The organism is Kribbella koreensis, assembly GCF_039525325.1.
Lineage (GTDB): Bacteria > Actinomycetota > Actinomycetes > Propionibacteriales > Kribbellaceae > Kribbella > Kribbella koreensis.
Genome location: NZ_BAAAHK010000004.1, coordinates 376,895 through 403,005 on the forward strand (window position 1 = coordinate 376,895; position 26,111 = coordinate 403,005).

26 protein-coding genes, 1 tRNA gene and 1 other RNA gene are annotated in these 26,111 nt (G+C 68.1%); 16 read left to right on the forward strand and 12 right to left on the reverse strand.

All coding sequences use genetic code 11. The features are described 5' to 3' along the window. Window positions 1–176: 176 nt before the first annotated feature. Window positions 177–264, reverse strand: a tRNA-Ser gene (locus tag ABD116_RS10050). A gap of 79 nt (window positions 265–343) precedes the next feature. Between ABD116_RS10050 and ABD116_RS10055 the strand changes: the two genes are divergently transcribed. Further along, window positions 344–976 carry a CatB-related O-acetyltransferase gene (locus ABD116_RS10055; RefSeq protein WP_343967307.1) on the forward strand — a complete coding sequence of 211 codons (633 nt, stop codon included), beginning with the start codon at window positions 344–346 and terminating at the stop codon, window positions 974–976. Beyond that, a complete protein-coding gene (locus ABD116_RS10060) occupies window positions 973–1,476 on the forward strand; it encodes a GNAT family N-acetyltransferase (protein ID WP_343967309.1) in 504 nt (167 codons plus the stop codon). Before ABD116_RS10055 ends, ABD116_RS10060 begins: the two co-directional genes overlap by 4 nt. Before the next feature lie 33 nt (window positions 1,477–1,509). Here the strand turns inward: ABD116_RS10060 and ABD116_RS10065 are convergent, their stop codons facing one another. Next, window positions 1,510–2,328 carry a TIGR03620 family F420-dependent LLM class oxidoreductase gene (locus ABD116_RS10065; protein ID WP_343967312.1) on the reverse strand — a complete coding sequence of 273 codons (819 nt, stop codon included), beginning with the start codon at window positions 2,326–2,328 and terminating at the stop codon, window positions 1,510–1,512. Window positions 2,329–2,440: 112 nt separating this feature from the next. Here ABD116_RS10065 and ffs point away from each other — a divergent pair. After that, window positions 2,441–2,537, forward strand: an RNA gene (gene ffs, locus ABD116_RS10070) — signal recognition particle sRNA small type. Between the two features lie 78 nt (window positions 2,538–2,615). After that, window positions 2,616–3,434: an ammonia-dependent NAD(+) synthetase gene (gene nadE, locus ABD116_RS10075; RefSeq protein WP_343967314.1), complete on the forward strand. Its 819-nt coding sequence runs from the start codon at window positions 2,616–2,618 to the stop codon at window positions 3,432–3,434. A 96-nt stretch (window positions 3,435–3,530) separates the two neighbouring features. Here nadE and ABD116_RS10080 read toward each other — a convergent pair whose 3' ends face one another. Beyond that, the gene (locus tag ABD116_RS10080; RefSeq protein ID WP_343967316.1) at window positions 3,531–4,400 is read right to left on the reverse strand and encodes an alpha/beta fold hydrolase; all 870 of its coding nucleotides are present in this window, start codon (window positions 4,398–4,400) and stop codon (window positions 3,531–3,533) included. A gap of 55 nt (window positions 4,401–4,455) precedes the next feature. Here ABD116_RS10080 and ABD116_RS10085 point away from each other — a divergent pair, with 55 nt between their 5' ends. Continuing rightward, window positions 4,456–5,628: an acyl-CoA dehydrogenase family protein gene (locus tag ABD116_RS10085; protein ID WP_343967318.1), complete on the forward strand. Its 1,173-nt coding sequence runs from the start codon at window positions 4,456–4,458 to the stop codon at window positions 5,626–5,628. Here the strand turns inward: ABD116_RS10085 and ABD116_RS10090 are convergent. From ABD116_RS10090 to ABD116_RS10100, 3 genes are read right to left on the reverse strand one after another with little or no spacing between them, the layout of a single operon-like run. Beyond that, the gene (locus ABD116_RS10090; RefSeq protein ID WP_343967320.1) at window positions 5,587–5,979 is read right to left on the reverse strand and encodes an SRPBCC family protein; all 393 of its coding nucleotides are present in this window, start codon (window positions 5,977–5,979) and stop codon (window positions 5,587–5,589) included. The genes ABD116_RS10085 and ABD116_RS10090 overlap by 42 nt on opposite strands. Window positions 5,980–5,986: 7 nt before the next feature. Beyond that, window positions 5,987–6,451 (reverse strand): MarR family winged helix-turn-helix transcriptional regulator, encoded by a 465-nt coding sequence (locus ABD116_RS10095; protein WP_343967322.1) that lies wholly within the window; start codon window positions 6,449–6,451, stop codon window positions 5,987–5,989. 17 nt (window positions 6,452–6,468) lie between these two features. Further along, window positions 6,469–7,299 carry an N-acyl homoserine lactonase family protein gene (locus ABD116_RS10100; RefSeq protein ID WP_343967324.1) on the reverse strand — a complete coding sequence of 277 codons (831 nt, stop codon included), beginning with the start codon at window positions 7,297–7,299 and terminating at the stop codon, window positions 6,469–6,471. A 62-nt stretch (window positions 7,300–7,361) separates the two neighbouring features. On the opposite strand from ABD116_RS10100, the gene ABD116_RS10105 reads away from it, so the two are divergent. Continuing rightward, entirely contained in the window at window positions 7,362–8,450 is a 1,089-nt protein-coding gene (locus tag ABD116_RS10105; RefSeq protein ID WP_343967326.1) for a Gfo/Idh/MocA family protein, read from the forward strand. Between the two features lie 74 nt (window positions 8,451–8,524). After that, window positions 8,525–10,150 carry a long-chain fatty acid--CoA ligase gene (locus ABD116_RS10110; protein ID WP_343967328.1) on the forward strand — a complete coding sequence of 542 codons (1,626 nt, stop codon included), beginning with the start codon at window positions 8,525–8,527 and terminating at the stop codon, window positions 10,148–10,150. On the opposite strand, the gene ABD116_RS10115 is transcribed toward ABD116_RS10110, so the two are convergent. Further along, window positions 10,135–10,926, reverse strand: coding sequence for a nucleotidyltransferase domain-containing protein (locus tag ABD116_RS10115; protein ID WP_343967330.1), 792 nt, complete (start codon window positions 10,924–10,926; stop codon window positions 10,135–10,137). The two genes, ABD116_RS10110 and ABD116_RS10115, sit on opposite strands and share 16 nt — an antisense overlap. A gap of 319 nt (window positions 10,927–11,245) precedes the next feature. Here ABD116_RS10115 and rfbA point away from each other — a divergent pair, with 319 nt between their 5' ends. The 5 genes from rfbA (at window position 11,246) to ABD116_RS10140 (ending at window position 17,172) form a co-directional block, all read left to right on the forward strand. Next, window positions 11,246–12,118: a glucose-1-phosphate thymidylyltransferase RfbA gene (rfbA, locus tag ABD116_RS10120; protein ID WP_343967332.1), complete on the forward strand. Its 873-nt coding sequence runs from the start codon at window positions 11,246–11,248 to the stop codon at window positions 12,116–12,118. 36 nt (window positions 12,119–12,154) lie between these two features. Next, window positions 12,155–15,199, forward strand: a complete 3,045-nt coding sequence (locus ABD116_RS10125; RefSeq protein WP_425552075.1) for a DNA polymerase III subunit gamma and tau — start codon at window positions 12,155–12,157, stop codon at window positions 15,197–15,199. Window positions 15,200–15,466: 267 nt separating this feature from the next. Then, window positions 15,467–15,934: a YbaB/EbfC family nucleoid-associated protein gene (locus ABD116_RS10130; protein WP_343967334.1), complete on the forward strand. Its 468-nt coding sequence runs from the start codon at window positions 15,467–15,469 to the stop codon at window positions 15,932–15,934. Window position 15,935: 1 nt separating this feature from the next. Further along, on the forward strand, window positions 15,936–16,535 hold the full coding sequence (gene recR, locus ABD116_RS10135; RefSeq protein WP_343967336.1) for a recombination mediator RecR: 600 nt from the start codon (window positions 15,936–15,938) through the stop codon (window positions 16,533–16,535). Further along, complete coding sequence (locus tag ABD116_RS10140) at window positions 16,528–17,172, forward strand: DUF5063 domain-containing protein (RefSeq protein ID WP_164600585.1); 645 nt, start codon at window positions 16,528–16,530, stop codon at window positions 17,170–17,172. Before recR ends, ABD116_RS10140 begins: the two co-directional genes overlap by 8 nt. A gap of 80 nt (window positions 17,173–17,252) precedes the next feature. Here the strand turns inward: ABD116_RS10140 and ABD116_RS10145 are convergent, their stop codons facing one another. Both ABD116_RS10145 and ABD116_RS10150 read right to left on the reverse strand, forming a co-directional pair. Beyond that, window positions 17,253–18,206: an SLAC1 family transporter gene (locus ABD116_RS10145; protein WP_343967339.1), complete on the reverse strand. Its 954-nt coding sequence runs from the start codon at window positions 18,204–18,206 to the stop codon at window positions 17,253–17,255. 80 nt (window positions 18,207–18,286) lie between these two features. Next, window positions 18,287–19,249: an SLAC1 family transporter gene (locus ABD116_RS10150; protein ID WP_343967341.1), complete on the reverse strand. Its 963-nt coding sequence runs from the start codon at window positions 19,247–19,249 to the stop codon at window positions 18,287–18,289. A gap of 145 nt (window positions 19,250–19,394) precedes the next feature. Here ABD116_RS10150 and ABD116_RS10155 point away from each other — a divergent pair, with 145 nt between their 5' ends. Continuing rightward, window positions 19,395–20,051, forward strand: coding sequence for a hypothetical protein (locus ABD116_RS10155; RefSeq protein WP_343967343.1), 657 nt, complete (start codon window positions 19,395–19,397; stop codon window positions 20,049–20,051). Window positions 20,052–20,063: 12 nt separating this feature from the next. Here ABD116_RS10155 and dinB read toward each other — a convergent pair whose 3' ends face one another. Beyond that, on the reverse strand, window positions 20,064–21,263 hold the full coding sequence (dinB, locus tag ABD116_RS10160) for a DNA polymerase IV (protein WP_343967345.1): 1,200 nt from the start codon (window positions 21,261–21,263) through the stop codon (window positions 20,064–20,066). 90 nt (window positions 21,264–21,353) lie between these two features. On the opposite strand from dinB, the gene ABD116_RS10165 reads away from it, so the two are divergent. Further along, window positions 21,354–22,568 (forward strand): MFS transporter, encoded by a 1,215-nt coding sequence (locus tag ABD116_RS10165; RefSeq protein WP_343967348.1) that lies wholly within the window; start codon window positions 21,354–21,356, stop codon window positions 22,566–22,568. A 6-nt stretch (window positions 22,569–22,574) separates the two neighbouring features. Here ABD116_RS10165 and ABD116_RS10170 read toward each other — a convergent pair whose 3' ends face one another. Together ABD116_RS10170 and ABD116_RS10175 are read right to left on the reverse strand one after the other, a co-directional pair. Then, window positions 22,575–23,075: an SRPBCC domain-containing protein gene (locus tag ABD116_RS10170; protein ID WP_343967351.1), complete on the reverse strand. Its 501-nt coding sequence runs from the start codon at window positions 23,073–23,075 to the stop codon at window positions 22,575–22,577. After that, window positions 23,068–23,409: an ArsR/SmtB family transcription factor gene (locus tag ABD116_RS10175; protein WP_343967353.1), complete on the reverse strand. Its 342-nt coding sequence runs from the start codon at window positions 23,407–23,409 to the stop codon at window positions 23,068–23,070. The genes ABD116_RS10170 and ABD116_RS10175 overlap by 8 nt, the downstream gene beginning before the upstream one ends. A 258-nt stretch (window positions 23,410–23,667) precedes the next feature. Here ABD116_RS10175 and ABD116_RS10180 point away from each other — a divergent pair, with 258 nt between their 5' ends. Both ABD116_RS10180 and ABD116_RS10185 read left to right on the forward strand, forming a co-directional pair. Next, window positions 23,668–24,936 carry an aspartate kinase gene (locus ABD116_RS10180; protein ID WP_343967356.1) on the forward strand — a complete coding sequence of 423 codons (1,269 nt, stop codon included), beginning with the start codon at window positions 23,668–23,670 and terminating at the stop codon, window positions 24,934–24,936. Continuing rightward, entirely contained in the window at window positions 24,933–26,036 is a 1,104-nt protein-coding gene (locus tag ABD116_RS10185) for an aspartate-semialdehyde dehydrogenase (protein WP_425552071.1), read from the forward strand. Before ABD116_RS10180 ends, ABD116_RS10185 begins: the two co-directional genes overlap by 4 nt. Window positions 26,037–26,111: the final 75 nt, after the last annotated feature.

Here is a 26,111-nt window from a genome sequence, read left to right on the forward strand (position 1 = left end):
CTGACGGTCATCGCCGTGCCGAGGACTGCTAGCAGGCAAAGGCAGCGGGCGGGGCGACGGAGGAGCACCGCGGGAGCTGGGGGGTGGGGAGCGGCGAGGTACGAGCCGCGTGGGCGGAGTCATCCTCGGATGCAGAAAGAGCCGGACGCTAGGTGCGTCCGGCTCTTTCTGAAGAGTGGCGGAGGATACGAGATTCGAACTCGTGAGGGGTTGCCCCCAACACGCTTTCCAAGCGTGCGCCCTAGGCCTCTAGGCGAATCCTCCAGGCGCGAGGATACGCGAGGAACGGGTGGGGAGGAAAATCGGGGGTGGGGAGGAGCGGGCGCGGCCTAGGGTCGGGGGTATGGATGGTGTGCCTGATCCGGGGGTTGTTTATCCGATGGCGGGGGTTGGGCGGGTGGTGCTGCTCCGGGGAGTGGTGGACTCGGAGTTGGTGGAGGTGGGGGACTACTCGTACTACGACGATCCGGTGGAGCCGGAGCGGTTTCTCGAGCAGAACGTGCTGTATCACTACGGGCCCGAGATGTTGCGGATCGGGAAGTACTGCGCGCTGGGTGAGGGGACGACGTTCGTGATGAACGGGGCCAATCATCGGATGGATGGGCCGTCGACGTTTCCGTTTCCGATCATGGGTGGGGCATGGGCGGAGCACTTCGGGTTGATCACCGGGTTGCCGGGGCGTGGGGACACGGTGGTGGGGAATGACGTGTGGTTCGGGTACGGGGCGACGGTGATGCCGGGGGTGCGGATCGGGGACGGGGCGATCATCGCGGCCAGGGCGGTCGTGGTTGACGACGTACCGGCGTACGGGATTGTTGGCGGGAATCCGGCCAAGTTGATTCGCAAGCGATTCGGTGAGGACGAGATCGCTAGGTTACTCGAGGTGGCCTGGTGGGATTGGCCGCCGGAGAAGGTGACCCGCCACGTCCCGGCGATCATGGCCGGCAGCATCGAGGAGTTGGAGGCTGCGGAGTGACGGTACTGCGGGAGCTCGCGCCGGGCGATGTGGATGCGCTTCAGGAGCTGATCGAGTCGGATCCGGGGTATACCGAGCGGGTGACCGGGTATCCGCCGGGCGCGGCAGATGCGCAGAGCCTCTTGATGATGCGGCCTGACGGAGTGGCGGAGGAAGCCAAGAAGGTGCTCGGGCTGTGGGAGGGCGAGCAGCTTGCCGCGGTGGTCGATCTACTGCGGGGGTACCCGAATGAGCACACGGCTTTCATTGGGCTGCTCGAAGTCCACGGGAGGCATCGTGGGCGGGGGCTGGGCGCGGCGGCGTACCGGGGAATTGAGGAGTTCGTCGGGCGGGAGTGGGCGGAGGTACGGACGCTCAGGTCGGCTGTGGTGGATACGAATGCCGAGGAGGCGCAGGGGTTCTGGGAGCGCCTGGGGTTTGAGTGGACCGGTGAGGCTAAGCCATATCGGTACGACAAGCTGGAGAGTACTGCGCGGCTTTACGAGAGGTCGTTGTGCTAAAGCCGTATGGCGGCTACGTGGGGGCCGGTGTTGTTACGTGAGCAGGGCGGGGGCTAGGGCTCGCCATTCGTCGACTGGCTGGGGGCCGGTGATGCCGGTGATGACGTTGATGGAGACGTGGTTGGCGCCGGCGGTGTGGTGTTCGTGGAGTTTGTCCGCGATCTGGGTGGGGGTGCCCCAGGCGGCCAGTGAGTCGACGAGGTGGTCGGGGAGGTTGGTCAGGTCGTCGTCGGTGAAGCCTTGGCGTTTGAGGGAGGCGTTGTAGCCGGGGATCTGGGGGAAGAAGCTGATGGTGTCTCGGGCGATCGCGCGGGCTCGGTCGGGGTCGGTCTCCAGGACTACCAGGTGGGCGACGGTCAGTAGCTTGTCCGGGCCGAGGAGCGCCCGTGCCTCGGCGGTGTACTCGGGCGTGATGAGGAACGGGTAGGCGCCTTCGGTTCGTTCGGCGGCCAGTTTGAGCATTCGGGGGCCGAGGGCTGCCAGCAGGCGATGCTCAGTCGGTACGCCGTCCAGTTGGTCGAGGTACTCGTTGAGGCGCGGGATCGGGTGGGGACCGTGCGCGCCGCCTAGGCCGACGGTGAAGCGGCCGGGGGCGGTGGCTTCCAGGGTGGTGTACGCCGCGGTGACGTCGGCGGCTGTGTACTGGTCGATCGACAGGATGCCGGTGATGAATCTGATCCTCGAGGTCGCGCTGATCAGGTCGGCGACGGTCTGGAGGCCGGGGAGTGGGCCGCCGGACAGGGAGATGGCGGGGTAGCCGAGGTCCTCCGCGGCCTTCGCCGCGTCCAGGGAGTCAGCGCTGCTGGTCAAGCCGGTGGTGATTCCGAAGGGGCCGAAGTCAAGGCTCGTCATAGCAATGCCAACCGACTCGTCGGCGGATGCATTCCACCGCTGGGCAGGTGGGCGTTCCGGCGTACCGGAGGGGTGGATTCTGAGGTGGGGGGCCTGATCACGTACACTTCTGGCTGGTTCCCCGCGTGGCGGTATCTCGCCCAACTCCCCCAGGGCCGGAAGGCAGCAAGGGTAAGTGAGCTCTTCCGGGTGCGCGGGGAATCCTTATGTCCGGACCCCTTCGCAGTCACCGCCAAAGGCCGCGAAATAGGCTGGGATCGAACGATCCACGCCTACGAGGGAGTCCGATGAGCGAGCTCGACCGCCGGTACCTGCAGGAACTGATCATCGGCGAGCTCGGGGTGACGCCGTCCTTCGATGCCGACGTCGAGATCGAGCGCCGGGTCGCGTTCCTCGTCGACCAGCTCCGGACGTCGGGCGCCAAGGCGTACGTGCTGGGTATCTCCGGCGGCGTCGACTCCAGTACTGCGGGCCGCCTCTGTCAGCTAGCCGTCGAGCGGGTGCGGGCGGAGGGCGGCCAGGCGAGCTTCGTCGCGATGCGGCTGCCGTACGGCGTACAGGCCGACGAGGACGACGCGCAGCGGGCGCTGGAGTTCATCCGCCCGGACGAGACGCTCACGGTCGACGTCAAGCCGGCCACGGACGCCCTGGTCGAGTCGGTCAGGCACGCCGATCTGGGTGATCGCGAGGACTTCCACAGCGGCAACGTCAAGGCACGGCAGCGGATGGTGGCGCAGTACGCCGTCGCCGGGGTGCGCGGCGGGCTCGTGGTCGGGACGGATCACGCGGCCGAGGCGGTGATGGGGTTCTTCACGAAGTACGGCGATGGCGCCTGCGACCTGACTCCGCTGGCGGGGCTCACCAAGCGCCGGGTGCGGGCGGTCGGCGCGAAGCTCGGTGCGTCCGACCTGATCACCGGGAAGGTGCCGACGGCTGACCTGGAGACGGGCAACCCGGGTGTGCCGGACGAGCTGGTGCTCGGGGTGACGTACGACGAGATCGACGACTTCCTCGAGGGCAAGCAGGTCAGCGACAAGGCGGCCGAGACGATCATCGGGTACCACCGGCGCACCATCCACAAGCGCGCGGTCCCGATCGCTCCCTGAGCTCCGGACGTCCACCACACACCACCCTGTCCTGCGTCGCGGTCCGCAGGCGTGAGGCGACGCGCCGTGCGCGAGTTGGTGTGATGGCGGTCCGGGTCAGACGAGCAGGAACTCCGTGACGAGGGCGGTGTAGGCGTCGGCGGCTTCGGCGTGGACGAAATGACCGGCGGCTTCGAAGTACCGGTATGTGCCGTTGCGGACGTCCTGCTGGAAGCGGGTGATCTCGGTCGGGCTGGTGACGGGGTCGTACCCGCCCTTGATCAGCAGCGCCGGCTGCGGCACCTGGCTGAGCAGCGGCAGCAGCGATTCGACGAAGCCGGGCGACCGGATGATGCTCTCGGCGAACCGCCCGGCACGGCTCTGGATCTCGTCGGGTAGGTCATCGGCAGGCAGCTTCAGGTCCCTCGAGCCTGGTCCGAGGTAGATCTCCATCCGGCGGTCGCCGAGGCGATGCAGCGCGCTGATCCGCTTGTGCCAGATCTCCACGGTCATCGGGCCGTGGTTGTCGAGCAGCTCCTCCACACCTTCGGCCAGGCCGAGTTCGCGCAACAGCGGCAGGCCGGCCTGGACCAGGTTTCGGGTGACGAGTTCGAAGTCCCAGGCCGGGTTCTCGAAGATCACCCGCTCGACGATCGCGGGATGCAGTACGGCGTACCGGAGCGCCAGCCGGCCGCCGAACGAGTGGCCGAGGATCGCCCAGCTGTCGATGCCCAGTACTTCGCGCAGCGCCTCGAAGTCGGCGATCAGGTCGTGCTCGGTGACCTCGCCGACGAGTGGATCGGAGTGCTGTACGCCGCGTTGGTCGACGGCGATCAGGTGGAGGTGCCTGGACAGCGCGTCGCCCTGGAAGGAGAGGAAGTCGTACGTTCCCGAGCCGGGGCCGCCGTGCAGGAACAGGAGCGCCGGGGCGTTCGACGGGCCGCGCTGATCGACGTACAGGTTTGTACCGCGAATCTCCATCAGCATGTGAGCGAGCGTAGAACCGCCTACGGTGGTTGAAAACCCATTCGATGGAGGGCTGATGGTCGACTTCTCGCTCAGTGAGGAACAGCGGGCGATCCGCGAGACGACGCGGGAGTTCGTCCGCCGGGAGCTGATGCCGCTGGAGAACGAGGTGCTCAAGCGGGAGCGGGAAGGGTTGCCGGGGATCGAGCCGGAGGTCGTCAAGGCGCTCCGGCTGAAGGCGAAGTCGTTCGGGTTCTGGGGGTTGAGCACGCCCGAGGAGTACGGCGGGATGGACCTGTCGGCGGTCGACCAGGCGCTGATCACGAGTGAGCTCGGGCGTACTTTCGTACCGTTCTCGTTCGGCGGCGAGGCCGACAACATCCTGTTCGAATGCAATGAGGAGCAGCGCAAGGAGTACCTGCTGCCGACGATCTCGGGTGAGCGGAAGTCGTGTTTCGCGATCACCGAGCCGGGGGCCGGCTCCGATACGCGGGCGATCCGGACGACCGCCCGCCGCGATGGTGACGAGTGGGTGATCCGGGGTGAGAAGACCTTCATCACGGGTGGCAACGAAGCGGATTTCGCGATCGTCATCGCGGTCACTGATGCGGAGTTGGGGTCGAAGGGTGGGTTCACCGCCTTCTTGGTCGACCGGGACCGTGGCTGGACGTCCGACCCGATCGTGACGATGGGCCAGGCGGTCCCGGCGACGCTGAGCTTCGACGACGTGCGGGTGCCGCACGATCATGTGCTCGGCGAGATCGGGCAGGGCTACGAGCTGGCGATGCGGTGGATCATGAAGGGTCGCTTCATCATCCCTGCCCGCGGTCTTGGTGCCTGCGAACGCCTTCTGCAGTTGGCGATCGAGCACGCGACCACGCGGGAGACCTTCGGCAATCCGATCGGTGACAACCAGGCGATCCAGTGGATGATCGCGGACTCCGAGGTCGAGCTGGAGGCAGCCCGGTGGCTTGTCTTCTATGCGGCCTGGTCCGTCGACCAGGGGCGGCCGCCGCAGCACGACAGTGCGATCGCCAAGCTCTATGGGACCAATACGGTCAACCGGGTCGCCGACCGGGTACTGCAGATCCATGGCGGGATGGGCTACACGAAGGAACTGCCGATCGAGCGCTGGTTCCGCGAGGTGCGACTGTGGCGCATCTTCGAGGGGACGGACGAGATGCAGCGGCTGATCATCTCGCGCGATCTACTGCGCGGATACCGCAAGCCTGGCGCCCACTTCAACTGAGAGGCGTTGCAGCCGCACTGCGGCGATCCCGCGATAGGCAGGACGCAGTACGGCGGCCAGTGGGCCGGTGTGCTCGAACGAGTGGGTGACCCGGCTCTGGTCGATCTCCCAGACCCCGACCTCGCGGAAGCCGGGCACCTGCCAGGTGATGTCGATGCGGGTCGGTGAGATGGCCGTGTACTCGAGCCAGCCGGTCAGGCCTGGGCGTACCCGCAGCTGGTAGCGCTGGCCGACTGCTGGTGTCGCCGGGCCGTCGATGCTGAGGAAGGCCTCGTTCCATGAGGGCAGGGCGTTTGCGTCTAGTAGGACGTCGGCGGCTGGGCCCTCGATGTGCAGAGTGGCTTGCTCCATTGGGGTTTCACTCCTTCTCGGTGGCGCGGCGTCTGGCCAGTGCCTCTCCGGCGGGGAAGGCGCCGGCCAGGGCGCGGAGGGTGGTGATGGTCTCGGCCACTGGTTGGCCGGTGACGAGTTGATCGATGGCGTGATGCAGCTTGTCCTCGGCGGCGACTATGCGCTTGCTGAGGGCCTTCCCCTCGGCAGTGAGGCTCAGTGCGAGGTACCGGCGGTCGTCCGGGTCCGTGTCGCGCTGTACCAGGCCCTGCGCGACTAGACGGTCTACCAGGCGGCTAGGGCTGTTGCCGGTCTCGCAGACGAGTAGTCCGCCGAGTGCGCTCAGGGTGAGGGGGCCGTGGTCGCGTAGTACGCGCAGTACTTCCGCCTGCGAGGGCGTGACGCCTAGGGGGCGGAGCTCCGCGGCAAGTAGCCGGTTGCCCTCTCGCTGGATCGCGAGGATCAGGTACCGGAGTTCTTCAGCAACCTTCATGGAGCGACATCCTCCTGCTAGTGCAAGGCGAGGTGTGCGGCGGGATCATGGGCGGCCAGTACGACGAGGTCGGGGAACAGTTCGCGCAACTGGTTGACCTTGGCGACGGCGCGGTGCAGTTCCGGCCGCTTGCCGACTCCGGGGATCTCGCCGGCAGCGAGTAGATCGGCGTCGTACGTGAGGTCGCCGACCATCAGTAGGGGTGGCCTGCCGGTGCGGCGTACGAGCATGGAGAGCGAGCCGGGGGTGTGGCCCGGTGTCGGCAGCAGCACGAGGCTGCCGTCTTGGAACAGGTCGTGTCCCTGGTCGAACGGACCGATCGGGGCGATGCCTTCGTAGTGGATGCGCTCCCAGCGCAGGTCGGGGCGCTCGATGTGCCGTCGCAGGTAGCCGCGGGCGGTGGGGAGCGGCCGGCGCATCGACTTCCACTCCTCGTCCGCGACGACGATCCGCGCCTTGCTGAGCTCTCGCAGGCCGCCGATGTGGTCCTGGTGCAGATGCGACAGCACTGCCGTGTGGACGTCGGCGATGTCGTATCCGGCTGCGGTCAGCAGGTTCGAGAGGGTCTGCTCGGGCGCTATCTCGAAGGTCGCGAGACGGTCGTAGACGATGCCGTTCAGGCCGCCCGGGAAGTAGTCCGGGTCGGTGACGGACGCGCGGTCCTGACCGGTGTCGAACAGGACCAGGCCGTCGGGATGCTCCACGACGTAGACGTTGATCGGCCGCGGCGGGGTCCAGCTCTTCGAGGTGGCGAGCCAGACGTACATGTTCTTGTCCGTCGGGCCGACGTGCTCGGGGCGGATCCGGACGCTTCCGGTGCTGAGGGTGGTGACTCTGTCGATGTCCATGCCCAATACATTACACGACATGTATGTCGTGTCAACTAATGACCGGGCGGGAGACTTGGGGCATGTCGGAGCAGCCGGGGCGGTACGCGGTCGTTGGTAGTGGGTGGCGGAGCGAGTTCTTCCTGCGGTTGGCGGAGGTGATGCCCTCGCGGTTCGCGGTGAGTGGGGTGGTCACTCGGACCGCGTCGCGGGGAGAGGAAGTTGAGGGGCGGTGGGGCGTACCGGCGTACCGGTCGGTGGGTTCGTTGCTCGCGGCTGGGCGGCCGGACTTCGTCGTGGTGTCCGTGCCGTGGGAGGTCGCGCCGGGAGTGACTGCCGAGTTGGTTGCCGAGGGCATCCCGGTGCTGACCGAGACGCCGCCGGCGCCGGATGTGGAGGGGCTGCGGCGGCTTTGGTCCTCTGTGGGCGCCAGTGGGTTGGTGCAGGTGGCTGAGCAGAATCCCTTCCTGCCTTTGCATGCGGCGCAGTTGTCGCTGGTGCGTCGTGGTGCGCTTGGGGAGGTCGGGTCGGTTCAGCTGTCGTCGACGCATCTGTACCACGCGGTGTCGGTGATTCGGCGGCTGCTCGGGGTCGGGATGGAGCCGGCGACGGTTGTGGCGCGGTCGTTCGAGGCGCCGCTGGTCGATCCGATGACGCGGGACGGCTGGACTGGCTCGAGCGTGGTGCGTCCGGCGGCCACCACTTTGGCGACGCTGGATTTCGGCGGTCGGGTCGGGGTTTACGACTTCACCGACAACCAGTGGCACAACCCCTTGCGCAGCAGCCGGATCGTGATTCGGGGGAGTCATGGTGAGCTGGTCGACGATCGGGTGGTGCGGCTCGTCGATCCGGCGACGGCTGTCGAGTCGCAGCTGGTACGGCGGCAGACGGGGCTCGGGCCGAATCTGGAGGGGTTCGCTCTCGACCATCTCAGCCTCGACGGATCGGTGGTCTACCGGAACCCGTTTCCCGGGGTCCGGCTGGCTGACGAGGAGATCGCGATCGGGTCGTTGCTGGCCGGGATGACGGATTGGTGCCGGGGTGCGGGCGAGCCGCCGTACCCGCTGGCTTCGGCGAGTCAGGACCATCTGATCGCGCTGGCGATCGCCGAGTCGGTTCGTTCGGGTGTGGCGGTGAAAACCGTCGCCGAGGCGTGGTCGGAGGCGGTGTGAGTTCCTTCTCAGTGCAGTTGCAGGTCACTGTGCGGTCATGGTCAACCTGACATCGGGACTGGCACAGTGTGTGCATGAAGGGTCTGATGCAGGATTCCCAGCTGTCCCTGGACACGATCTTCCGCCGCGCGGAACAATTCTTCCCGGACAAGACCGTCTACACCGGCGGCCCAGCACCTACCAGTACTACGTACGCGGAGTGGGCAGCGCGGACGCGACGGCTCGGCGGCGTCTTCGACACGCTGGGCATCAGCTCGGACGGCCGGGTCGGCACCTTCGCCTGGAACTCGGGCCGCCACCTCGAGCTGTACTTCGCGGCGCCCTGTACCGGGCGGGTGCTGCACACGCTCAACATCAGGCTCTTCCCCGACCAAGTCGTCTACATCGCGAACCACGCCGAGGACGAGGTGGTCTTCGTCGACCGGTCGTTGCTCGGACTGTTCCTGCCGTTGCTCGACCGGCTGCCGTTGCTCCGGCACGTCGTGGTGATGGACGACCTGCCGGCCGGCGCTCCGAGCGTCGAACTGCCGGACGACGACCGCTTCCACGACTACGAGGAGCTGCTGGCCGCCGCTGAGCCGGTCGAGTTCCACGTCGAGGACGAGAACCAGGCAGCCGCCATGTGCTACACGAGCGGGACGACCGGCAACCCCAAGGGCGTCGTCTACTCCCACCGCTCGACCTGGCTGCACTCGATCGGGGTGCTCACCAATGCCGCCATCGGGCTCCACGAGACCGACACCGTGCTGCCGGTGGTGCCGATGTTCCACGCCAATGCGTGGGGGCTCGCGCATGCGGCACCGATGGCCGGCGCGAGCCTGGTCTTCCCCGGGCCGGACATGTCGCCGCAGGGGATCCTCAAGCTGCTGAAGGAGCAAGACGTCACGGTCGCCGCGGGCGTGCCGACGATCTGGCAAGGGCTGTTGCCGTTGCTGGACGGTGTGGAGCTGCCCAAGCTCCGGCGGATCCCGTGTGGTGGCTCGGCCGTGCCGCTGGCGCTGTCCGAGGCATTCCGGAGCAAGCTCGGCAAGCCGATCCTGCAGGCCTGGGGGATGACCGAGACGAGTCCGGTCGCGACGGCCTCGCACATTCCGACGCGCGACCAAGGGCTGCCCGAGGAGGAGCAGGCCAAGCTCCGCGCCCGGCAAGGACTGCCGTTGCCGGGGGTCGAGGTGCGGATCGTCGAGCCAGGATCCATCACCCCATTGCCGTGGAATGACGAGGCGACGGGTGAGCTGCAGGTCCGCGGGCCGTGGATCGCGGCGGAGTACTACCGGCCCGATGCAGGGGTCGAGCTCAACACCGAGGACGGCTGGATGAAGACGGGCGACGTCGCCGCCATCGATCAGTACGGCTCAGTGCGGCTCGTCGACCGGACGAAGGACCTGGTGAAGTCCGGTGGCGAGTGGATCAGCTCGGTGGAGTTGGAGAACCTGCTGATGGCTCACCCGGCGATCAGGGAGGCGGCGGTCATCGGCGTACCGCATCCGAAGTGGGACGAGCGGCCGCTGGCGTGCGTAGTACTGCAAGAGGGTGCGACCGCGACGTCCGAAGAGATCCTTGCGTACTTGGAGCCGTTGGTTGCCAAGTGGTGGCTGCCCGACGCGGTCGAGTTCATCGACGAGGTGCCGAAGACCAGCGTCGGCAAGTTCTCCAAGAAGGACCTGCGGACTCGGTTCGCCGACTACCACCTCGAGTGACTCTCGTCAGGGTTGGTAGCGGTTGCGAGGCGGGAGCTGCAGACGTTGCGTGTGGACCTGATCAGTGAGGCGAGGTCCTCCGGGGCCTTGCCGAAATCAAGCAGGAGGTCATCGACCGAGCTGAGGCCGGCATCGGGGAGCAGCCGCTTCTCATTGGTTACCCATCGACCCTCGGCGGCCATCACGGCATGGGCCGCCATCATGGTGGCCTGAGCCAGCAGGCCCAGGCATTGGGTGACTCGTCCGGAGGAGGCGGAGCTTGTCTCGGCGTACCCGAAGAGGAGGTCGGCGCTGTTCCACCATCTGGTCGCGGCTTGCTGTTGGAGTTCGGGTGGGTAGGTAGGGCGGGGGAGGTCGCCGTGGAGGACTTGGGCGAAGGCCAGCTCCGCCAGGAGGAGGTAGCTGGGGATACCGGCCAGGTGGAACATCAGCGGTTCGATGGTGAACTGTCCGACCTCGGCCTCCGCGATTACGCGCTCGATCACCGCGAGATCGCGGTAGTGGACGTCCACCTTGCGGCCGTCGATCTGGAGCCAGGCGCCACCGTTGAAGATGCCGCCGCCCCAGGCGCCTAGTTCGAAGACCTCGCCGGACCACCCGAGGTCCCGGAGATCCTGCGGATCGAAGGTGTTCCGGTAGTAGATCCCGAGATCCCAGTCGCTGTCGGCCTGATGTGTTCCTTGGGCGCGCGAGCCGCCAAGCGCAATCGCCGTCACACCGGGCAGGCCCGCGAGCTTGGCGACAACCCGATCGAGAAACTCTTCGTCGTCCGGCACGAGCTGCCTCCTCATCGTCGCGGCGCCAGTTCGCAGTCAACTGTCGCGTCTCGTCTCGGCGCGTCCCGTCGCGTCGCGCCGGGCGTCGGTTGTCGTCCGGGCTCGTCGTCCGCGTCCGACTTCCCGCGTCCGACTTCCCGCGTCCAGCGCCCAGCGTCCGGCGTCCTTCGTTCGTCGTCCGCGAAAGGGTAGATGGCGGGGCCGGTTGGCGGCAGCCGAATTTCCTGCTGGTGTGGCGGTCGTTGGGCTGGTGGAGGTGGCTGCCGGTCGAATCGCCGGGGGTGCGCGCAAGGCGACCGGCGTCGGTAGGGTGGCGGGAATGCGAGGGATCATCCTGGCCGGCGGCGACGGTACCCGGCTGCATCCGTTGACGATGGGGGTCAGCAAGCAGCTGTTGCCGGTGTACGACAAGCCGATGATCTACTACCCGCTGTCGACGCTGATCCTGGCGAACATCCGTGAGGTGCTGGTGATCACCCGGCCCGGCGACGCCGCGCAGTTCCGGCGGTTGCTGGGGGACGGTTCGCAGTTCGGGATGGAGATCTCGTACGCCGAACAGCCCAGCCCGGACGGTCTCGCCCAGGCGTTCCTGATCGGGGAGTCGTTCATCGGCTCGGACCCGGTCGCGCTGGCGCTCGGCGACAACATCTTCTACGGGCCGGGACTCGGGTTGCACCTGCAGCGGTTCAACGAGGTGGACGGCGGGGTCATCTTCGCGTACCGGGTCGCGGACCCGTCGGCGTACGGGGTGGTCGAGTTCGACGCGGACGGGCGGGCGCTGAGCATCGAAGAGAAGCCGGCACGGCCGAAGAGCAAGTACGCAGTGCCGGGGCTGTACTTCTACTCCAGCGATGTCGTCGAGGTCGCCAAGGAGGTCCGGCCGTCGGCGCGTGGCGAGCTGGAGATCACTGCGGTCAATGCGAGCTACCTCCAGGACAAGCGGTTGCAGGTGGAGGTACTGCCCCGCGGTACCGCCTGGCTCGACACTGGGACGTTCGACGCGCTGATGTCGGCCGGGGAGTACGTCCGGGCGGTCGAGACGCGGCAAGGGCAGAAGATCAGCTGCCCGGAGGAGATCGCCTGGCGGCGCGGATTCATCGACGACGCCGGGCTGCAGCGCTGCGCCGACGCTCTGCCCAAGTCGGGCTACGGGGACTACCTGCTCGGGCTGCTGGAGGAAGGTCTGCATTGAGCCGGCGGGGGCGGTCAGCGGTGATCTGTGCGCTACCTGTGCACGGGGGAGCGTGGATTGTCGGCGCTCGGCGCTAGGGTTGCCGTCGTGGAAGCACCCCTTGCGTTGTATCGCCGGTACCGCCCGGAGACCTTCTCCGAGGTGATCGGGCAGGACCATGTCACCGTTCCGCTGCGGAACGCGCTGAGCAACAACCGGGTGAACCACGCCTATCTGTTCTCCGGTCCACGCGGCTGCGGCAAGACCACCAGCGCCCGGATCCTGGCCCGCGCGATCAACTGCGAGAAGGGCCCGATCGCCGAGCCGTGCGGGGTCTGCAAGTCCTGCACCGACCTGGCCCGCGGTGGTCCCGGCAGCATCGACGTGATCGAGATCGACGCCGCCTCGCACGGTGGTGTCGACGACGCGCGCGACCTGCGCGAGCGGGCCTTCTTCGCGCCGGTCGAGAGCCGCTACAAGATCTACATCATCGACGAGGCGCACATGGTCACGACGCAGGGCTTCAACGCCCTGCTGAAGCTGGTCGAGGAGCCGCCGCCGCACCTCAAGTTCATCTTCGCGACGACCGAGCCCGAGAAGGTGATCGGGACGATCCGGTCCCGGACGCACCATTACCCCTTCCGGTTGGTACCGCCGAAGGCGCTCGCTGAGTACATGGCGACCCTTTGTGAGGCCGAGGGCGTCACGATCGAGCCGGCCGCGCTGCCGCTGGTGGTTCGCGCGGGCGCTGGATCGGTGCGTGATTCGCTGAGCGTGCTCGATCAGTTGATCGGTGGTGCGGACAGCGACGGGGTGACGTACCGGCTGGCTGTGCAGCTGCTCGGCTTCACGCCGGACTCGTTGCTGGATGCGTGCGTGGATGGGTTCGCGGCGCACGACAGCAGGGCCGTGTTCGAGACGATCGAGAAGGTCATCGAGACCGGGCAGGACCCCAAGCGGTTCGCCGAGGATCTGCTGCGGCGATTGCGTGACCTGGTGATTTTGTCGGCGGTACCGAACGCGGTCGCGTCTGGGCTGATTGAGGCGGCCGAGGACCAGGGCGAGCGGCTGCAGACGCAGGCGGCGGGTATCGGCGCGGCTGAGCTGACCCGCGCGGCTGACATCGTCGCGGCCGGTCTGCTGGAGATGCGCGGCGCGACGGCTCCCCGCCTCCAGCTGGAACTGATCTGCGCCAAGGTGCTGCTCCCCGGCGCCGACGACTCCACCAACGGCATCCAAGCCCGCCTGGACCGCATGGAACGCCGCCTGACCATCACCGGCGGCTCAATCCCAGCCGGTACGCCGGCCACGCACCAACCCCAGCACAAGCCGCCAGCTCCGGCCGGCCCTCCGACCCACGCCGCCGCTCCGCAGGGAGCACCGGTTGGAAGCCAGGGTTCGCCTTTGCAAGCCGCTCAGGGTGGAGGCCAGCCAGCGGCGTCCCAGGTGGCGAGTCCGGCTGCTGCTGCGCAGCAGACCGCGGCGGCTGGCTCGCAGCAGGGTGGTGAGCCAGGCGGATCGGCGCAGGCTCAGGAGCAGTCGGGCGCTGGGCAGGGACAGGCATCGACGGTGCCAGGTGGCTCGTCGGCGGCCGGGACCCCGGCAGGGGCCGGGCACGCGAGCGCACCGGCAGGGGCGGCGCAAGGCACTGCTCCGGCAGGGCCGGGGCAAGGCGGTGTGCCCGGGCCAGGCAGTGCTCCGGCGGGGGCGGCGCAGGATGGCGCGGCTGCGCCGGTGGATAACACCGGTTCGCGGTCTGGTGCGTGGGGGGATGAGCCTGTGGCGGCTCCCGCACAGAGCGATCGTTCCGCGCAGGTTGCAGCACCTGGTGGTCAGGCGCCGGCTAGCGCACCTGCGCAGGCAGCTCCTGCTGCGCCGGCTTCGGGTACTGCGCCGGCGCCGGCTGGGCGTGGGGGTGGGCCTGCGGCTGCGGGGACTTCCTCGGGGTCTGTTGGGTTGATTGATGTTCGGCGGTTGTGGCCGGAGATTCTTGAGGCGGTGAAGGCCAAGCGGCGATTCGCTTGGATCATGCTGAGTCAGAACGCTCAGGTCATCGCGATTGATGAGCAGACGCTGACACTTGGCCTGGTGAATGCCGGTGCGCGGGAGAGCTTCGCGCGATCGGGCAGCGACGAGATTCTGCAGCAGGCGATGATCGACACGATCGGCCTCAACCGCCGCATCGAAGCCGTCGTCGACCCCTCAAGCGACCCAGGCGCCACCCCGCCCGCAGCACCACCCCCAAGCTCCCCACCACCCTCATCCTGGGATGCCCCAACCGCCGGTACTACGAACGCACACACCGCAGCCCCGGGCGCGAACGCACCCGGCGGGAACGCCCAGGGCGCTGGCCCGGGCGGAAATGCAGCAGGCGCGGGTGGCGTGCAGCAGGCTCCGGGTGCCGGTGCTTCGGGCAGCCTGCAAGGCTCCGGAGCAGGTAGCCAGGGCCCCGGTGGCCCCGGTGGCCCCGGTGGCCCCGGTGCAGGCGGCACTGGCGCTGGTGCAGGCAGCCAGGGAGCAGGCGGCTCAGGCGTAGGCGGTCCGGGGGCAGGCGGTCCGGGAGCGGGCGGTCCCGGAGCGGGCGCTGGCGGGGCGGGCGGTCCGGGTGGGAACGGTGGAGCTGGCGGTTACGGGGCTGGCGGTTCGCAGGGTGCTGGGGGCGATGGGTCTGTAGCTGTCGCGGCTAGTGGCGACGGTGCGGTGGCTACCGCCTTGCGCGCGTCGGACGCGGCCTCGAGTGCGCAGGCGAGTGTCGGAGGACCGGCAGTCGCCGTGCAGGTGACGCCGGCGGGGGCTGAGCAGGGTGGGTTGCAAGGGGATCAGCAGGCGGGTGGGCCTCCGGCGCCGGCTGCGACGCCTGAGGCTTCGGAGGATCGGCGAGAGCAGGCGGCCAGTAAGCGGCGGGCGGCTGAGGCCGCGGTGGCGGCTGAACAGAGTCGGCGGGCTGCCGAAGTACCGGTTCATGAGGTGCCGTTGACTCCTGAGGAGGAGGCGGAGGCCATCGGCGAGGACGACATCGTGCTCGAAGAGGACTCTCGCAGCCACACCGATCTGCTGGCCGAGACGCTGGGCGCTCAGATCATCAGCGAAGAAACCAACTGACCCGACCACTCGTTCCACCCTGCGCCAAGGGGTGGGAAGTGAACTCTTTTCGAATTCACAGGTTGGGGCTTGTTCATCCACAGTGGGCGAGTGAACGGTCAGGCTCTGGCAGGACAGTCGTCCACAGGCTGTGGATAAAGGTGTCCACAACTTGTGGAGAAGGCTTGGGAGACTCATCGGTTTCCACCGGGACGCCGGGTTGTCGCAGCGACCGGCTAGGCTCGGGGAGCAAGTGGAACTGGGAAGCAGCTCGGACGGGAGATCGCGGTGTTCGACGGTGGCGGTTCGCAGGGCGCTGGTGGGTTCGACATGTCCAACCTGCTGGCCCAGGCACAAGCCATGCAGAGCCAGTTGATGGAGGCGCAGGCCAACCTGGAGAGCCAGGAGGTCGAGGGCAGTGCCGGCGGTGGGCTGGTGACCGCGCTGGTCTCCGGCACCGGTGAGCTGCTCAGCCTGACGATCAACCCGCAGGCCGTGGACCCCGACGACACCGAGACGCTGGCCGACCTGGTCGTCGCCGCGGTCCGGGACGCCTCGGAGAACGCCAAGCAGCTCGCGGCGAACGCGATGGGCCCGCTGGCCGGTGGCCTCGGCGGCGGTCTGCCGGGCCTCGACGGCATGTTCGGCGCCGGCGCGGACGACGACGAGCAGGCCGGCCCCGCAGGCCAGGAGCGGCCGAGCATCGGCTTCGGCAAGCCAGACGCGACCGGTTCACCCGGTCAGAACCCGGGCTGACGTGTACGAGGGGGTCGTCCAGGACCTCATCGACGAGCTCGGCCGGCTGCCCGGCGTCGGTCCGAAGTCCGCGCAGCGCATTGCCTTCCATCTGCTCTCGACCGACGAGACCGACGTACGCCGCTTGGCGCACGTGCTCGTGCAGGTCAAGGAGAAGGTCAAGTTCTGCGAGATCTGCGGCAACGTCTCCGAGGAGACGCAGTGCCGGATCTGCCGCGACCCGCGTCGCGACCTCGCGCTGATCTGCGTGGTCGAGGAGGCCAAGGACGTCGTGGCGATCGAGCGGACCCGCGAGTTCCGCGGCCGCTACCACGTCCTCGGCGGCGCGATCTCGCCGATCGAGGGGATCGGGCCGGACGAGCTGCGGATCAGGGAACTGATGCTGCGGCTGGCCGACGGAGCGGTGACCGAGATCATTCTGGCCACCGATCCGAACCTCGAGGGTGAGGCGACTGCAACCTACCTGAGCCGGTTGTTGAGGCCCATGGGGTTGCGCGTCACCCGTTTGGCTAGTGGACTTCCAGTAGGCGGTGACCTCGAGTACGCCGACGAGGTCACACTCGGACGGGCGTTTGAAGGGCGACGATCGATCGATGACTGAATCAACCGATATTGCAGAGCGCGCTTTGGCGACGGATTCCGAGGACCTGCTGGAATTCGCCGAACAGATCGCGGACCAGGTGCAGAGCTTCCTCATCTCCGTGCGCGACATCGCCGCGCAGCCCGATGAGGACGGCGTCGACGAGGGACTCGCCTCGCTGCCGTACCTGCTGCTCGAGGTCAGCCAGTTGCTGCTGGCCGGCGGGCGGCTGGGCGCCTTCGAGGACTTCGTCCCGGAGGAGCGGTTCGAGAGCGACGCGGGCCCGGATCCGGACCTGGACGCGATGCGCGACCGGCTGGCGATCCTGTTCGAGGGTCTCGACGAGTACGCCGAGGTCTTCGACCCGTACGCCGCTCCGCCGGAGATCACCGTCAACCGGCTCTCCGACGACCTGACCGCGATCGCGACCGATCTGGTGCACGGCCTCGCGCACTACGAAGAGGGCCGGGTCGTCGAGGCGCTGTGGTGGTGGCAGTTCTCCTACGTCTCCACCTGGGGTGCAGCGGCGAGCGCAGTACTGCGCGCCATCCAGTCCCTCATCGCGCACGACCGGCTCGAGCCGGCCCACGACGCGGAGACCGAGGCAACCGACCGCGAACTGGTCGAGGTCGCCGAGGAAGCAGTCCAGCGCCGCTGATACCCGGTACGACGAAACGCCCGGCCTCCACGCGGAAACGCGGAAGGCCGGGCGTTGTCGCGAGCCGGTAGGTGATCCGCTCAGCGGGCCGGCGCAGGCGTCTGGCGGTGCTGACCGACGACGAGAAGGATCGAGCGGACCGCGACCCAGCCGATCCACAGGGTCACCAGAGCGAGGATGACGATGGTCCACAGGTCGCGGAGCGGTGCGTCCGTTGCGACCAGCCAGTGGATGCCGTAGGTACCGGCGGCCGCGGTGGTGAAGGTCATCGTCCAGAAGGTCAGCGCGAACGGGAGCTTCGCGATGGTCGGGATCAGCGCGAGCTGGACCAGCAGGAACAGGACGAAGGTGCCCAGCCAGGCGTGCTGGAAGGCGTCGGGGTGGCCGGTCAGGGCGAAATAGGCATTGCCACCGACGGCGGGTGGCGCCGCGTAGACGGCGAATGTCGGGATCAGCGGCGCCGGTAGCAGCGGCCGGGTTGCGAGCCGGACGGTGATCGCAGCGCCGACCACCAGCCACAGCAGCACGCCGACGCCGAACGACGCGAAGCCGAGCTCGTGCAGTCCTACAGTCGCCAGCGTCTGGCCGCCGATGAAGGTGATCGCGACCGTCGGCAGCAAGTACGCCGGGTGGATCTGATCGAGTTCGAGCCCACCGAGCATCAGCCGGTGCACGAAGTACGCGGCCAGTACTGCCGTCAGCACCGCCATGGTCACCACGACCATCTTGCCGGCGACCGACCAGTACTGGCTCAGCCGCGCGCCGAGCAGCAACCCGCTGGCGGGGATCAGCGCGACGAAGACGCCCTGCACCGGGTGATGGACATCGGCCAGCACCTGACGCACGGTACGAGCCCCGAGCCCGTACCGGACGAGGCTGATCAACCAGGCGCCTGCGGCAACGATCCACAAGGCGTTGGCGATGCCGATGGTGAAGTGCAGAGCGTCGGCCGCGACGGTCCACGTCCCGGCCAGGCCGGACAGACCGAACGCGATGCCGAACAACGGGAACGGGAATGCTTTGCGAGCGACCATGAACTGTGCAGCCTCCGGACTCGTGCAGGCATTCCGGACCTACTGGTGGGAAGTTCCTCCCAGCTCGAAGGCTAGCCCTCTCAGCGCGCCGCGACCGGCTCCAACGCTGTCTTGCGGTGGTTGGCGGTCACGAAGACGATCGAACGGACCGCGATCCAGCCGATCAGCAAGGTGACGGCGGCCAGCACGGCGGCCGTCCACACCCCACCCAGCGCGACCCCCGACGCGGTCAGCCAATGGATGCCGTACGTCCCGCTCGCGGCCGTCGTGAAGGTCAGCGCCCAGAAACCCAACCCGAACGGCAGCTTCGCGTACGTCGGAATCAGCGCCAGCTGAACCAGGATCAGCAGCACGAAGCTGCCCAGAAGCGCGTGCTGGAAGAGATCGGCGCGACCGGACAACGCGAACCAGGCGTTACCGCCGACGGCCGGCGGCGCGGCGAAGATCGCGATCGTCGGAATGAGTGCCGTAGGCAACGAAGGCCGGAAGGCCAGCCGGGCCGTGAGGGCGGCGCCGAGCAGCAGCCACATCAGGATGCCGACCGCGAAGGAGGCGATGCCCACCGAGTGCAGCCCCACCGTCGCGAGGCTCTGACCGCCGATCAGCCCGGCCGCCACCGTCGGCAGCAAGTACCCAGGGTGCAGCTTGTCGACGTCGAGCCCACCGAGCATCAAATGCCGGACGAAGAGAGTCGCGATGGCGATGCTCAGTACGAACATGATCACCACGACGGTCTTGCCGGCTGTCGGCGCGTAGTGGCCGAGTCTCGCCCCGAGCAGCATTCCGCTCGCCGGGACCAGCGCCGCGAACGGGCCGAGGACGGGATGCCCCAGGTCCTTCACGATCTGCCGCAGGGTACGGGCGCCGAGCAGGTACCGGACAACGCTGATCGCCCAGGCACCGGCCGCAAGGATCCAGAACGCGTTCGCTACGGCGGCATCGAGACCGAGCTTCTCGCCGGCCGCGGTCCAGGTCCCGGCCAGCCCGGACAAGCCGAACGCGATCCCGAACAGGTTCAACGGAAAAGTCTTGTCGGCAGCCATGCCAGTCATCCCTCTCGACCAATGAAAACGACCGTTCTCCCGCGATAAGCGCGCCGTCCGTGGAGATATTCCCGGCCGGCGTGGGTTGTCCACAGGTCGGCGCGACGGCCTCGCGATCGGGGCCGCGAACCGATTGAATGTCCGGGTGTCCGTTTACGAACTGCTCGGCCGGCTGCCCGACGTCGACAAGGTCCGCCGGATCAGTCGCGCCCTCGCGATGCTGGACGCCGTGCTCAGCCCCGAGCCGGAGTACCGGATCTACTCCTTCGATGCGCAGTGGTCGCCGACCGACGAGGCGGCGTTGATGCGGAGCGGCACGGGCGACGACTACTCGATCGTGTTCTCGCCCGACGGTGTCATCGCGCAGGGCTTCGATCACGACTCACCGATCTCGCCCTGGGGCCGGCCGGGCAAGGAAACCTGGCCCGGCCTCTTCATCGGGGTTCCCGACGAGCTCGCGCCGGCGCTGGACGAGCCGTCCTTCACCGACGACCAGGGCAATCGCTCGGTGACCGTTTGCTTCTGGCGTACTCCCGCCGACGACCGCTGGTTGTGCGGACCGGTCGAAGGGGTGGACAAGGACGGCGCCGACTGGCTGTTCGACCTGATCGCCAACGGGCGGCCCGAGGCCTACCTGACCTTCGCCGAGTCGTACTACGACGTCGCCCTGGAGCTCGACGCGGTCGCGCATGTCTACGCCCTGATGCCGCTCACCGAGGAGATCGTCACCGCGCTCAATCCCGAGGTGATGCTCAAGGACCTCAAGGACGACATCGCCGAGATCGGCTACCCGCGCCCCTGAAGCCGGTCGAGGCTAGTCGGGCAGCATCGGCACCGTGAGGCCCTGGTCGCGGCCGAGTTGATTGCCGCGGGTGACGGCGTTGATGCCGAATCTGTCGCGGACGCCGTCGAGGGCCGAGTCGAGCTCGTCGTTCGCGGCCTTGTCGAAGGGCAATGCCAGCTGCAGGCTGGCCTCGCTCTCCAGGTTGCCGACCGAGATTCCGACCATCGTGATGCCCTGCTTCTCGATCATCGGCCGGGCCGTCGCCATCAGTGAGCGGGCGGTGATCAGGATCGCCCGCGTCTGACCAGTTGCCTGAGGCAACGTATGTGAGCGGGTCGCGCGAGTGAAGTCGTCGAACCGCAGCCGCAAGGTGACGGTGCGCCCGGCCCGCCCGGCCGACCGCATCCGGCGGGTGACCCGATCGACCAGCCCGGCCAGTACCGCGTCCAGCGTCTCGGCCGACTTGGGCGAGCGCCCGAGCGCCCGCTGCGACCCGATCGACCGCCGGCGCCGGCCGACCTCGATCGGCCGCGGATCCCGGTTGTGCGCCAGCGCATGCAGATGCCGTCCCGACGCTCGCCCGAGCATCGCGACCAGCGCCGCCTCGGGCAGGATCGCGACGTCGCCCACCTTCGTCAGCCCGCGATTGCGCAGCTTCTCCGCGGTCACCTCGCCGACGCCCCAGAGTCGCTCGACCGCCAGCGGATGCAGGAACTCCAGCTCACGGTCGGGCGGTACGAGTAACAGCCCGTCCGGCTTCGCGACCCCACTCGCCACCTTCGCCAGGAACTTGGTCCGCGCGATCCCGACGGTGATCGGCAACCCGACCTCGGCCAGTACTTCGGAACGCAACCGCCGGGCGATCTCCAGCGGCGTACCGGCGATCTTGCGCAGCCCGCCGACGTCCAGGAACGCCTCGTCGATGGACAGCCCCTCGACCAGCGGGGTGGTGTTCTCGAAGACGGCGAAAACGGCCTTCGACGCCTCGGAGTACGCCGACATCCGCGGCTGCACCACGATCGCCTGGGGACAACGCCGGTACGCCTGGCCGCCGTTCATCGCGGTACGGACCCCGTAGGCCTTCGCCTCGTAGCTGCAGGCGAGCACGACACCGGCGCCGACGATCACCGGACGGCCGCGCAGGCGTGGGTCGTCCCGCTGCTCGACCGACGCGTAAAAGGCGTCCAGGTCGGCATGCAGGATCGTCGCTTCGCCGTCGGGCACGAACATATGTTCGCATACTCTCTGAGGAAGCGAACAGCCTCGAATAGGGAGAAATCCCGAGGCGCTCCGCCGCTGTGACAGGACAGAATGCGGGTTATGGACCTGACGGCATATCGCGCGCTCTGGCGGACGCCGGGCGTCTTCGCCCTGCTGACCTCGGCGACCTTCGCCAGGCTCCCGGTGATTGCTTCCCTCGTGCCGCTCTCGTTCCTGGCGAAAGATGCGGCGGGCAACTTCGGCTGGGCCGGTGTGGTCGCCGGCGCGTACTCCGTGGGGATGGCCGTCGGCGGCCCGATCTGGACCCGGGTGGCCGACCGTCGTGGCGGCCGGGGAATCGTGATCGCCGTGGGGGTGGCCTGGGGTGTGGTGATGGCTGTCCTCGGTCTGATGCCCGCCGACTGGTACCGCGTGATGCCGGTGCTCTCCGGTCTCGCCGGTGCGTTCGTGGCGCCGGTTACGGCGATCATGCGAGCCGCCTGGCCTCGCATCGTTCAGGGGTCGCGGCTGCGGGCGGTCTATGCGCTGGATGCGACGGCGGCGGAGGTGCTGTTCGCGATCGGGCCGATGGCGGGGGCGCTGGTGGTCAGCTTCGCCAGCCCGCGGGCCGGCGTACTGGGTGCGGCTGTGGCGGCTGCGATCACCATCTGGTGGTTCGGGTTGCTCCAGACTCCGGGGGCTCCGCATGACGAGTCGAAGGGCGCGCGGCTGACGGCTCCGCAGTTGCTCTGGCACCGCCACCGGCTGCCGATGATCGTCTCCTTCGCCTTCTGTGTAACGGCTTTCGCGTCGGTCTCGCTCGGCATCGTCGCCTTCGCCGACGCGCATGGCAATCGGCTGATCGCGGGTGTGCTGGAGACGGTCTGGGCGGTCGGCAGCCTCGCAGGTGGCGTCCTGGTCGGCGCACTGCCCGCCCGGCGCAGCTCGTATGTCTGGCGGCGAGCAGTGCTCGTCTCGGCCGGCATGCTGCTCTGCGTCTTCGCTACCTGGTCGCCTGTATCGCTGGGGATCGCCCTGTTCCTGTCCGGTCTCGCACTGGCACCCACTGTCGGCGCCCTGTACGAGCGGCTCGGCGCGATGACCCCTTCCTCAGTCAAGACCGAGGTATTCGGCTGGATGGGCAGCGCCGGCATGGCAGGCGGCGCCATCGGCTCCGCAGTCGCAGGCCTGGTCGTCGAAACATTCGGCGTCCGCTACGTCTGGGTAATGGCCGCCGTACTTACTCTGGCCGCGGCGATCTCCCTCCTACACATCCCACCCCACCAGCCGACAGAGGCGCCCGTAGAGGCCGGGCTGCTTCAAGAGGCTGTGTAGCACCGCTCAGACCAGGGCCCGCCAGACCGGTCCAAGGGTTCGCTCGGCGTCGTCCCAGGACACGGCCGCCGGTTCGCGCCCAGCCAGGAGCTCATGCAAGCGGTTGAGAAAGTCCTCCCACCCGAGGCCCTTCCCGGCGGCCTGCTCATCACTGAGGAGCGAATGCTCCAAGGTCAGTACCGTGACGTCGCCGTGCGCTTCGAGGGTCAGCTCGATCCGCGAGTCCGGCTCGCCGGGGGTGGACCACGTGGCTTGTAGCCGACGGGGTTCGTCGCACGCTTCGATACGCAGTACGACCGTCTCGTCGGCCGTCATCCGCAACTGCACATCGCCGCCGGTCGCGCGATGGCCGGTGAGGTCGCCGATCCAGCGGGCTACTCGCTCCGGCTCGGTGCAGGCTGACCACAGTTCCGTCGGCGTTGCGGCGTACGGGCGTTGCAGGCGGACGGTACGACGCTCGCCGGAGCGCGTGACGGTTCGCTCTGTGGGGCCGAAGAGATCAGGCATTGCCGGGGTCCTTTCGGCTGTGGCGGCCGCGGCGGAGTTCGGTGTCCAGGGCGTCGAGGCGGTTGGTCCAGAACTGGCGGTAGCGGTCGAGCCAGGTGTCGATTTCCTGGAGGGGGACCGGGTTGACGGCGTAGAGGCGGCGGGTGCCGGCGACGGTGACGGTGGCGAAGCCGTTGTCGCGGAGTACTCGGAGATGCTGGGAGACGGCTGGTTGGGAGATGCCGAACTCTTCGCCGATCGTGGCGGCGATCTGGCCGGCTGGGAGTTCGCCGTCGGCGAGGAGTTCCAGGATCCGGCGGCGGACCGGATCGCCGAGGATGTCGAAGGCGTGCATCGTCCGACTATTTCACCCCCCACTTATATAAGCAACAGGTCTGTTCCGGCGGAAGGGTTACGGTCCGCCGCCCGGGCGGCTGGTGTTCCTCCGGGCCGGTCGGCGCGCCGCAGGACGGCCGGACCAGTCGGTGGTCGGCCCGTAGGCAACGAACAGATCACGGCTAGAATGAGTCGAACGACTACGCCCGGTGCAGCGCAGCACGGCGTACCGCAACCAGCGCAGTACCGCTGGGGATTCAAGCTATGAGGAGACTCTGTGGGACGCGTCGTGCACAAGTACGGCGGTTCTTCGGTCGCTGACGCCGATTGCATCAAGCGCGTGGCCCAACGGATCGTCGCGACGAAGAAGGCCGGGAACGACGTCGTGGTGGTGATCTCCGCGATGGGCGACACCACCGACGAACTGATGGACCTGGCCAAACAGGTCTCACCGCTGCCACCACCGCGCGAGCTGGACATGCTGCTCACCTCGGGTGAGCGGATCTCCGCCGCGCTGCTGGCGATGGCGATCGCCAACCTCGGCTACGAGGCGAGGAGCTTCACCGGCTCGCAGGCCGGCGTGATCACCACCTCGCGGCACGGCAACGCCCGGATCATCGACATCACACCGGGCCGGATCGAGGAGGCCCTCGGCGAGGGTCACGTCGCGATCGTGGCCGGCTTCCAGGGCGTCGCGCAGGACACCAAGGACATCACCACGATGGGCCGCGGCGCCTCCGACACCACCGCGGTCGCACTGGCCGCCGCGCTGGAGGCGGACTACTGCGAGATCTACACCGACGTGGACGGCATCTTCACCGCGGACCCGCGGATCGTGCCGGCCGCGAAGCAGATCCCGAAGATCTCCTACGAGGAGATGCTCGAGATGGCCGCCTGCGGCGCCAAGGTGCTGCACCTGCGCTGCGTCGAGTACGCGCGGCGCTACAACGTCCCCGTCCACGTGCGCTCTTCCTTCTCCCAGAAGGAAGGCACCTGGGTTGTCGATGCGAAGGAACTGACAGACATGGAACAGGCGATCATCTCCGGCGTGGTCCAGGACCGCAACGAGGCCAAGATCACGGTCGTCGGGGTGCCGGACAAGCCGGGTGAGGCGGCCCGGATCTTCGAGACCGTGGCCGGCGCCGAGACCAACATCGACATGATCGTGCAGAACGTGTCGGCGGTCGCCACCAACCGGACCGACATCTCGTTCACGCTGCCGCGCGTCGACGGCGCCCGGGCGATGTCCGCGCTGGCCCGGCTGAAGGACGAGGTCGGCTACGAGTCGTTGCTGTACGACGACCAGATCGGCAAGATCTCCGTCGTCGGCGTCGGGATGCGCTCGCACCCCGGTGTTTCGGCGAAGTTCTTCTCCGCGCTGGCCGAGGTCGGCGTGAACATCGAGATGATCTCGACATCCGAAATCCGGATCTCGGTGGTCGTCGACGAGAACCTGGTGGACGTGGCCGTCACAGCGGCGCACACTGCATTCGACCTGGACGACGAGCACACCCAAGCTGTCGTGTACGGAGGAACTGGACGGTGACACCTGTGAGCGCAACTCTCGATCAGACCGAAGACCGGACGGGGCTCCCTTCGCTGGCGGTGGTCGGCGCGACCGGCGCCGTCGGCACGGTGATGCTCACCCTGCTCTCCACCAGAGAGAACGTCTGGGGCGAGATCCGGCTGATCGCTTCCGAGCGCTCCGCAGGCAAACGGCTGAAGGTCCGCGGCGAGGAGGTCGAGGTCGTCGCGATCAGTGCCGACGCCTTCGACGGCATCGACGTGGCGATGTTCGACGTACCGGACGAGGTGTCGGCGCACTGGGCCCCGATCGCCGCGTCCAAGGGCGCCGTCGTGGTGGACAACTCCGGTGCGTTCCGGATGGACCCCGACGTACCGCTGGTGGTGCCCGAGGTGAACGCCGAGGCGGCCCGTAACCGGCCGAAGGGGATCATCTCCAACCCCAACTGCACGACGCTGTCGATGATCGTCGCGATGGGCGCGCTGCACCACCGGTACGAGCTCGAGCAGCTGATCGTGGCGTCGTACCAGGCCGCGTCCGGCGCTGGGCAGGAAGGCATCGACGCTCTCTACGACCAGCTGATGAAGGTGGCCGGCAATCGCGAGCTCGGCACGACGCCGGGCGATGTCCGCCGCGTGATCGGCAACGCGCTCGGCCCGTTCCCGGCGCCGCTGGCGATGAACGTGGTGCCGTGGGCCGGCTCGCTCAAGGACGACGGCTGGTCGTCGGAGGAGCTCAAGGTCCGCAACGAGTCGCGCAAGATCCTCAACCTGCCGGATCTGAAGGTCTCCGCGACCTGCGTCCGGGTGCCGGTCATCACGACCCACTCGCTGTCGGTGCACGCGCGCTTCAGCCAGGTGGTCGACGTCGACGAGGCTCGCGACGTACTCCGCGACGCCCCGGGCGTACTGGTCTTCGACAACCCGGCCGAGGGCGAGTTCCCGACCCCGGCGGACGTCGTCGGCACCGACCCGACCTGGGTCGGCCGGATCCGCCGCTCGCTCGACGACCCGCAGGCACTCGAACTCTTCGTCTGCGGCGACAACCTCCGCAAGGGCGCCGCCCTCAACACGGCGCAGATCGCCGAGGTCGTCGCCAAGGAGTTCACCAAGGCCCGCTAGCTGTGACAAGCCCACATCTTGTGGGCTCGGACAGGCAACGGTGGGCTTGAACAAGGTATGCCCTGTTCAAGCCCA

Coding starts and splice junctions, on each gene's coding strand:
- ABD116_RS10140 (WP_164600585.1), top strand. CDS start 16,528: ATGACTGAATCAACCGATATTGCAGAGCGCGCTTTGGCGACGGATTCC.
- ABD116_RS10150 (WP_343967341.1), bottom strand. CDS start 19,249: ATGGCTGCCGACAAGACTTTTCCGTTGAACCTGTTCGGGATCGCGTTC.
- ABD116_RS10110 (WP_343967328.1), top strand. CDS start 8,525: ATGAAGGGTCTGATGCAGGATTCCCAGCTGTCCCTGGACACGATCTTC.
- ABD116_RS10085 (WP_343967318.1), top strand. CDS start 4,456: ATGGTCGACTTCTCGCTCAGTGAGGAACAGCGGGCGATCCGCGAGACG.
- ABD116_RS10105 (WP_343967326.1), top strand. CDS start 7,362: ATGTCGGAGCAGCCGGGGCGGTACGCGGTCGTTGGTAGTGGGTGGCGG.
- ABD116_RS10165 (WP_343967348.1), top strand. CDS start 21,354: ATGGACCTGACGGCATATCGCGCGCTCTGGCGGACGCCGGGCGTCTTC.
- ABD116_RS10095 (WP_343967322.1), bottom strand. CDS start 6,451: ATGAAGGTTGCTGAAGAACTCCGGTACCTGATCCTCGCGATCCAGCGA.
- dinB (WP_343967345.1), bottom strand. CDS start 21,263: ATGTTCGTGCCCGACGGCGAAGCGACGATCCTGCATGCCGACCTGGAC.
- ABD116_RS10090 (WP_343967320.1), bottom strand. CDS start 5,979: ATGGAGCAAGCCACTCTGCACATCGAGGGCCCAGCCGCCGACGTCCTA.
- ABD116_RS10175 (WP_343967353.1), bottom strand. CDS start 23,409: ATGCACGCCTTCGACATCCTCGGCGATCCGGTCCGCCGCCGGATCCTG.
- ABD116_RS10145 (WP_343967339.1), bottom strand. CDS start 18,206: ATGGTCGCTCGCAAAGCATTCCCGTTCCCGTTGTTCGGCATCGCGTTC.
- ABD116_RS10065 (WP_343967312.1), bottom strand. CDS start 2,328: ATGACGAGCCTTGACTTCGGCCCCTTCGGAATCACCACCGGCTTGACC.
- ABD116_RS10170 (WP_343967351.1), bottom strand. CDS start 23,075: ATGCCTGATCTCTTCGGCCCCACAGAGCGAACCGTCACGCGCTCCGGC.
- nadE (WP_343967314.1), top strand. CDS start 2,616: ATGAGCGAGCTCGACCGCCGGTACCTGCAGGAACTGATCATCGGCGAG.
- rfbA (WP_343967332.1), top strand. CDS start 11,246: ATGCGAGGGATCATCCTGGCCGGCGGCGACGGTACCCGGCTGCATCCG.
- ABD116_RS10055 (WP_343967307.1), top strand. CDS start 344: ATGGATGGTGTGCCTGATCCGGGGGTTGTTTATCCGATGGCGGGGGTT.
- ABD116_RS10080 (WP_343967316.1), bottom strand. CDS start 4,400: ATGCTGATGGAGATTCGCGGTACAAACCTGTACGTCGATCAGCGCGGC.
- ABD116_RS10100 (WP_343967324.1), bottom strand. CDS start 7,299: ATGGACATCGACAGAGTCACCACCCTCAGCACCGGAAGCGTCCGGATC.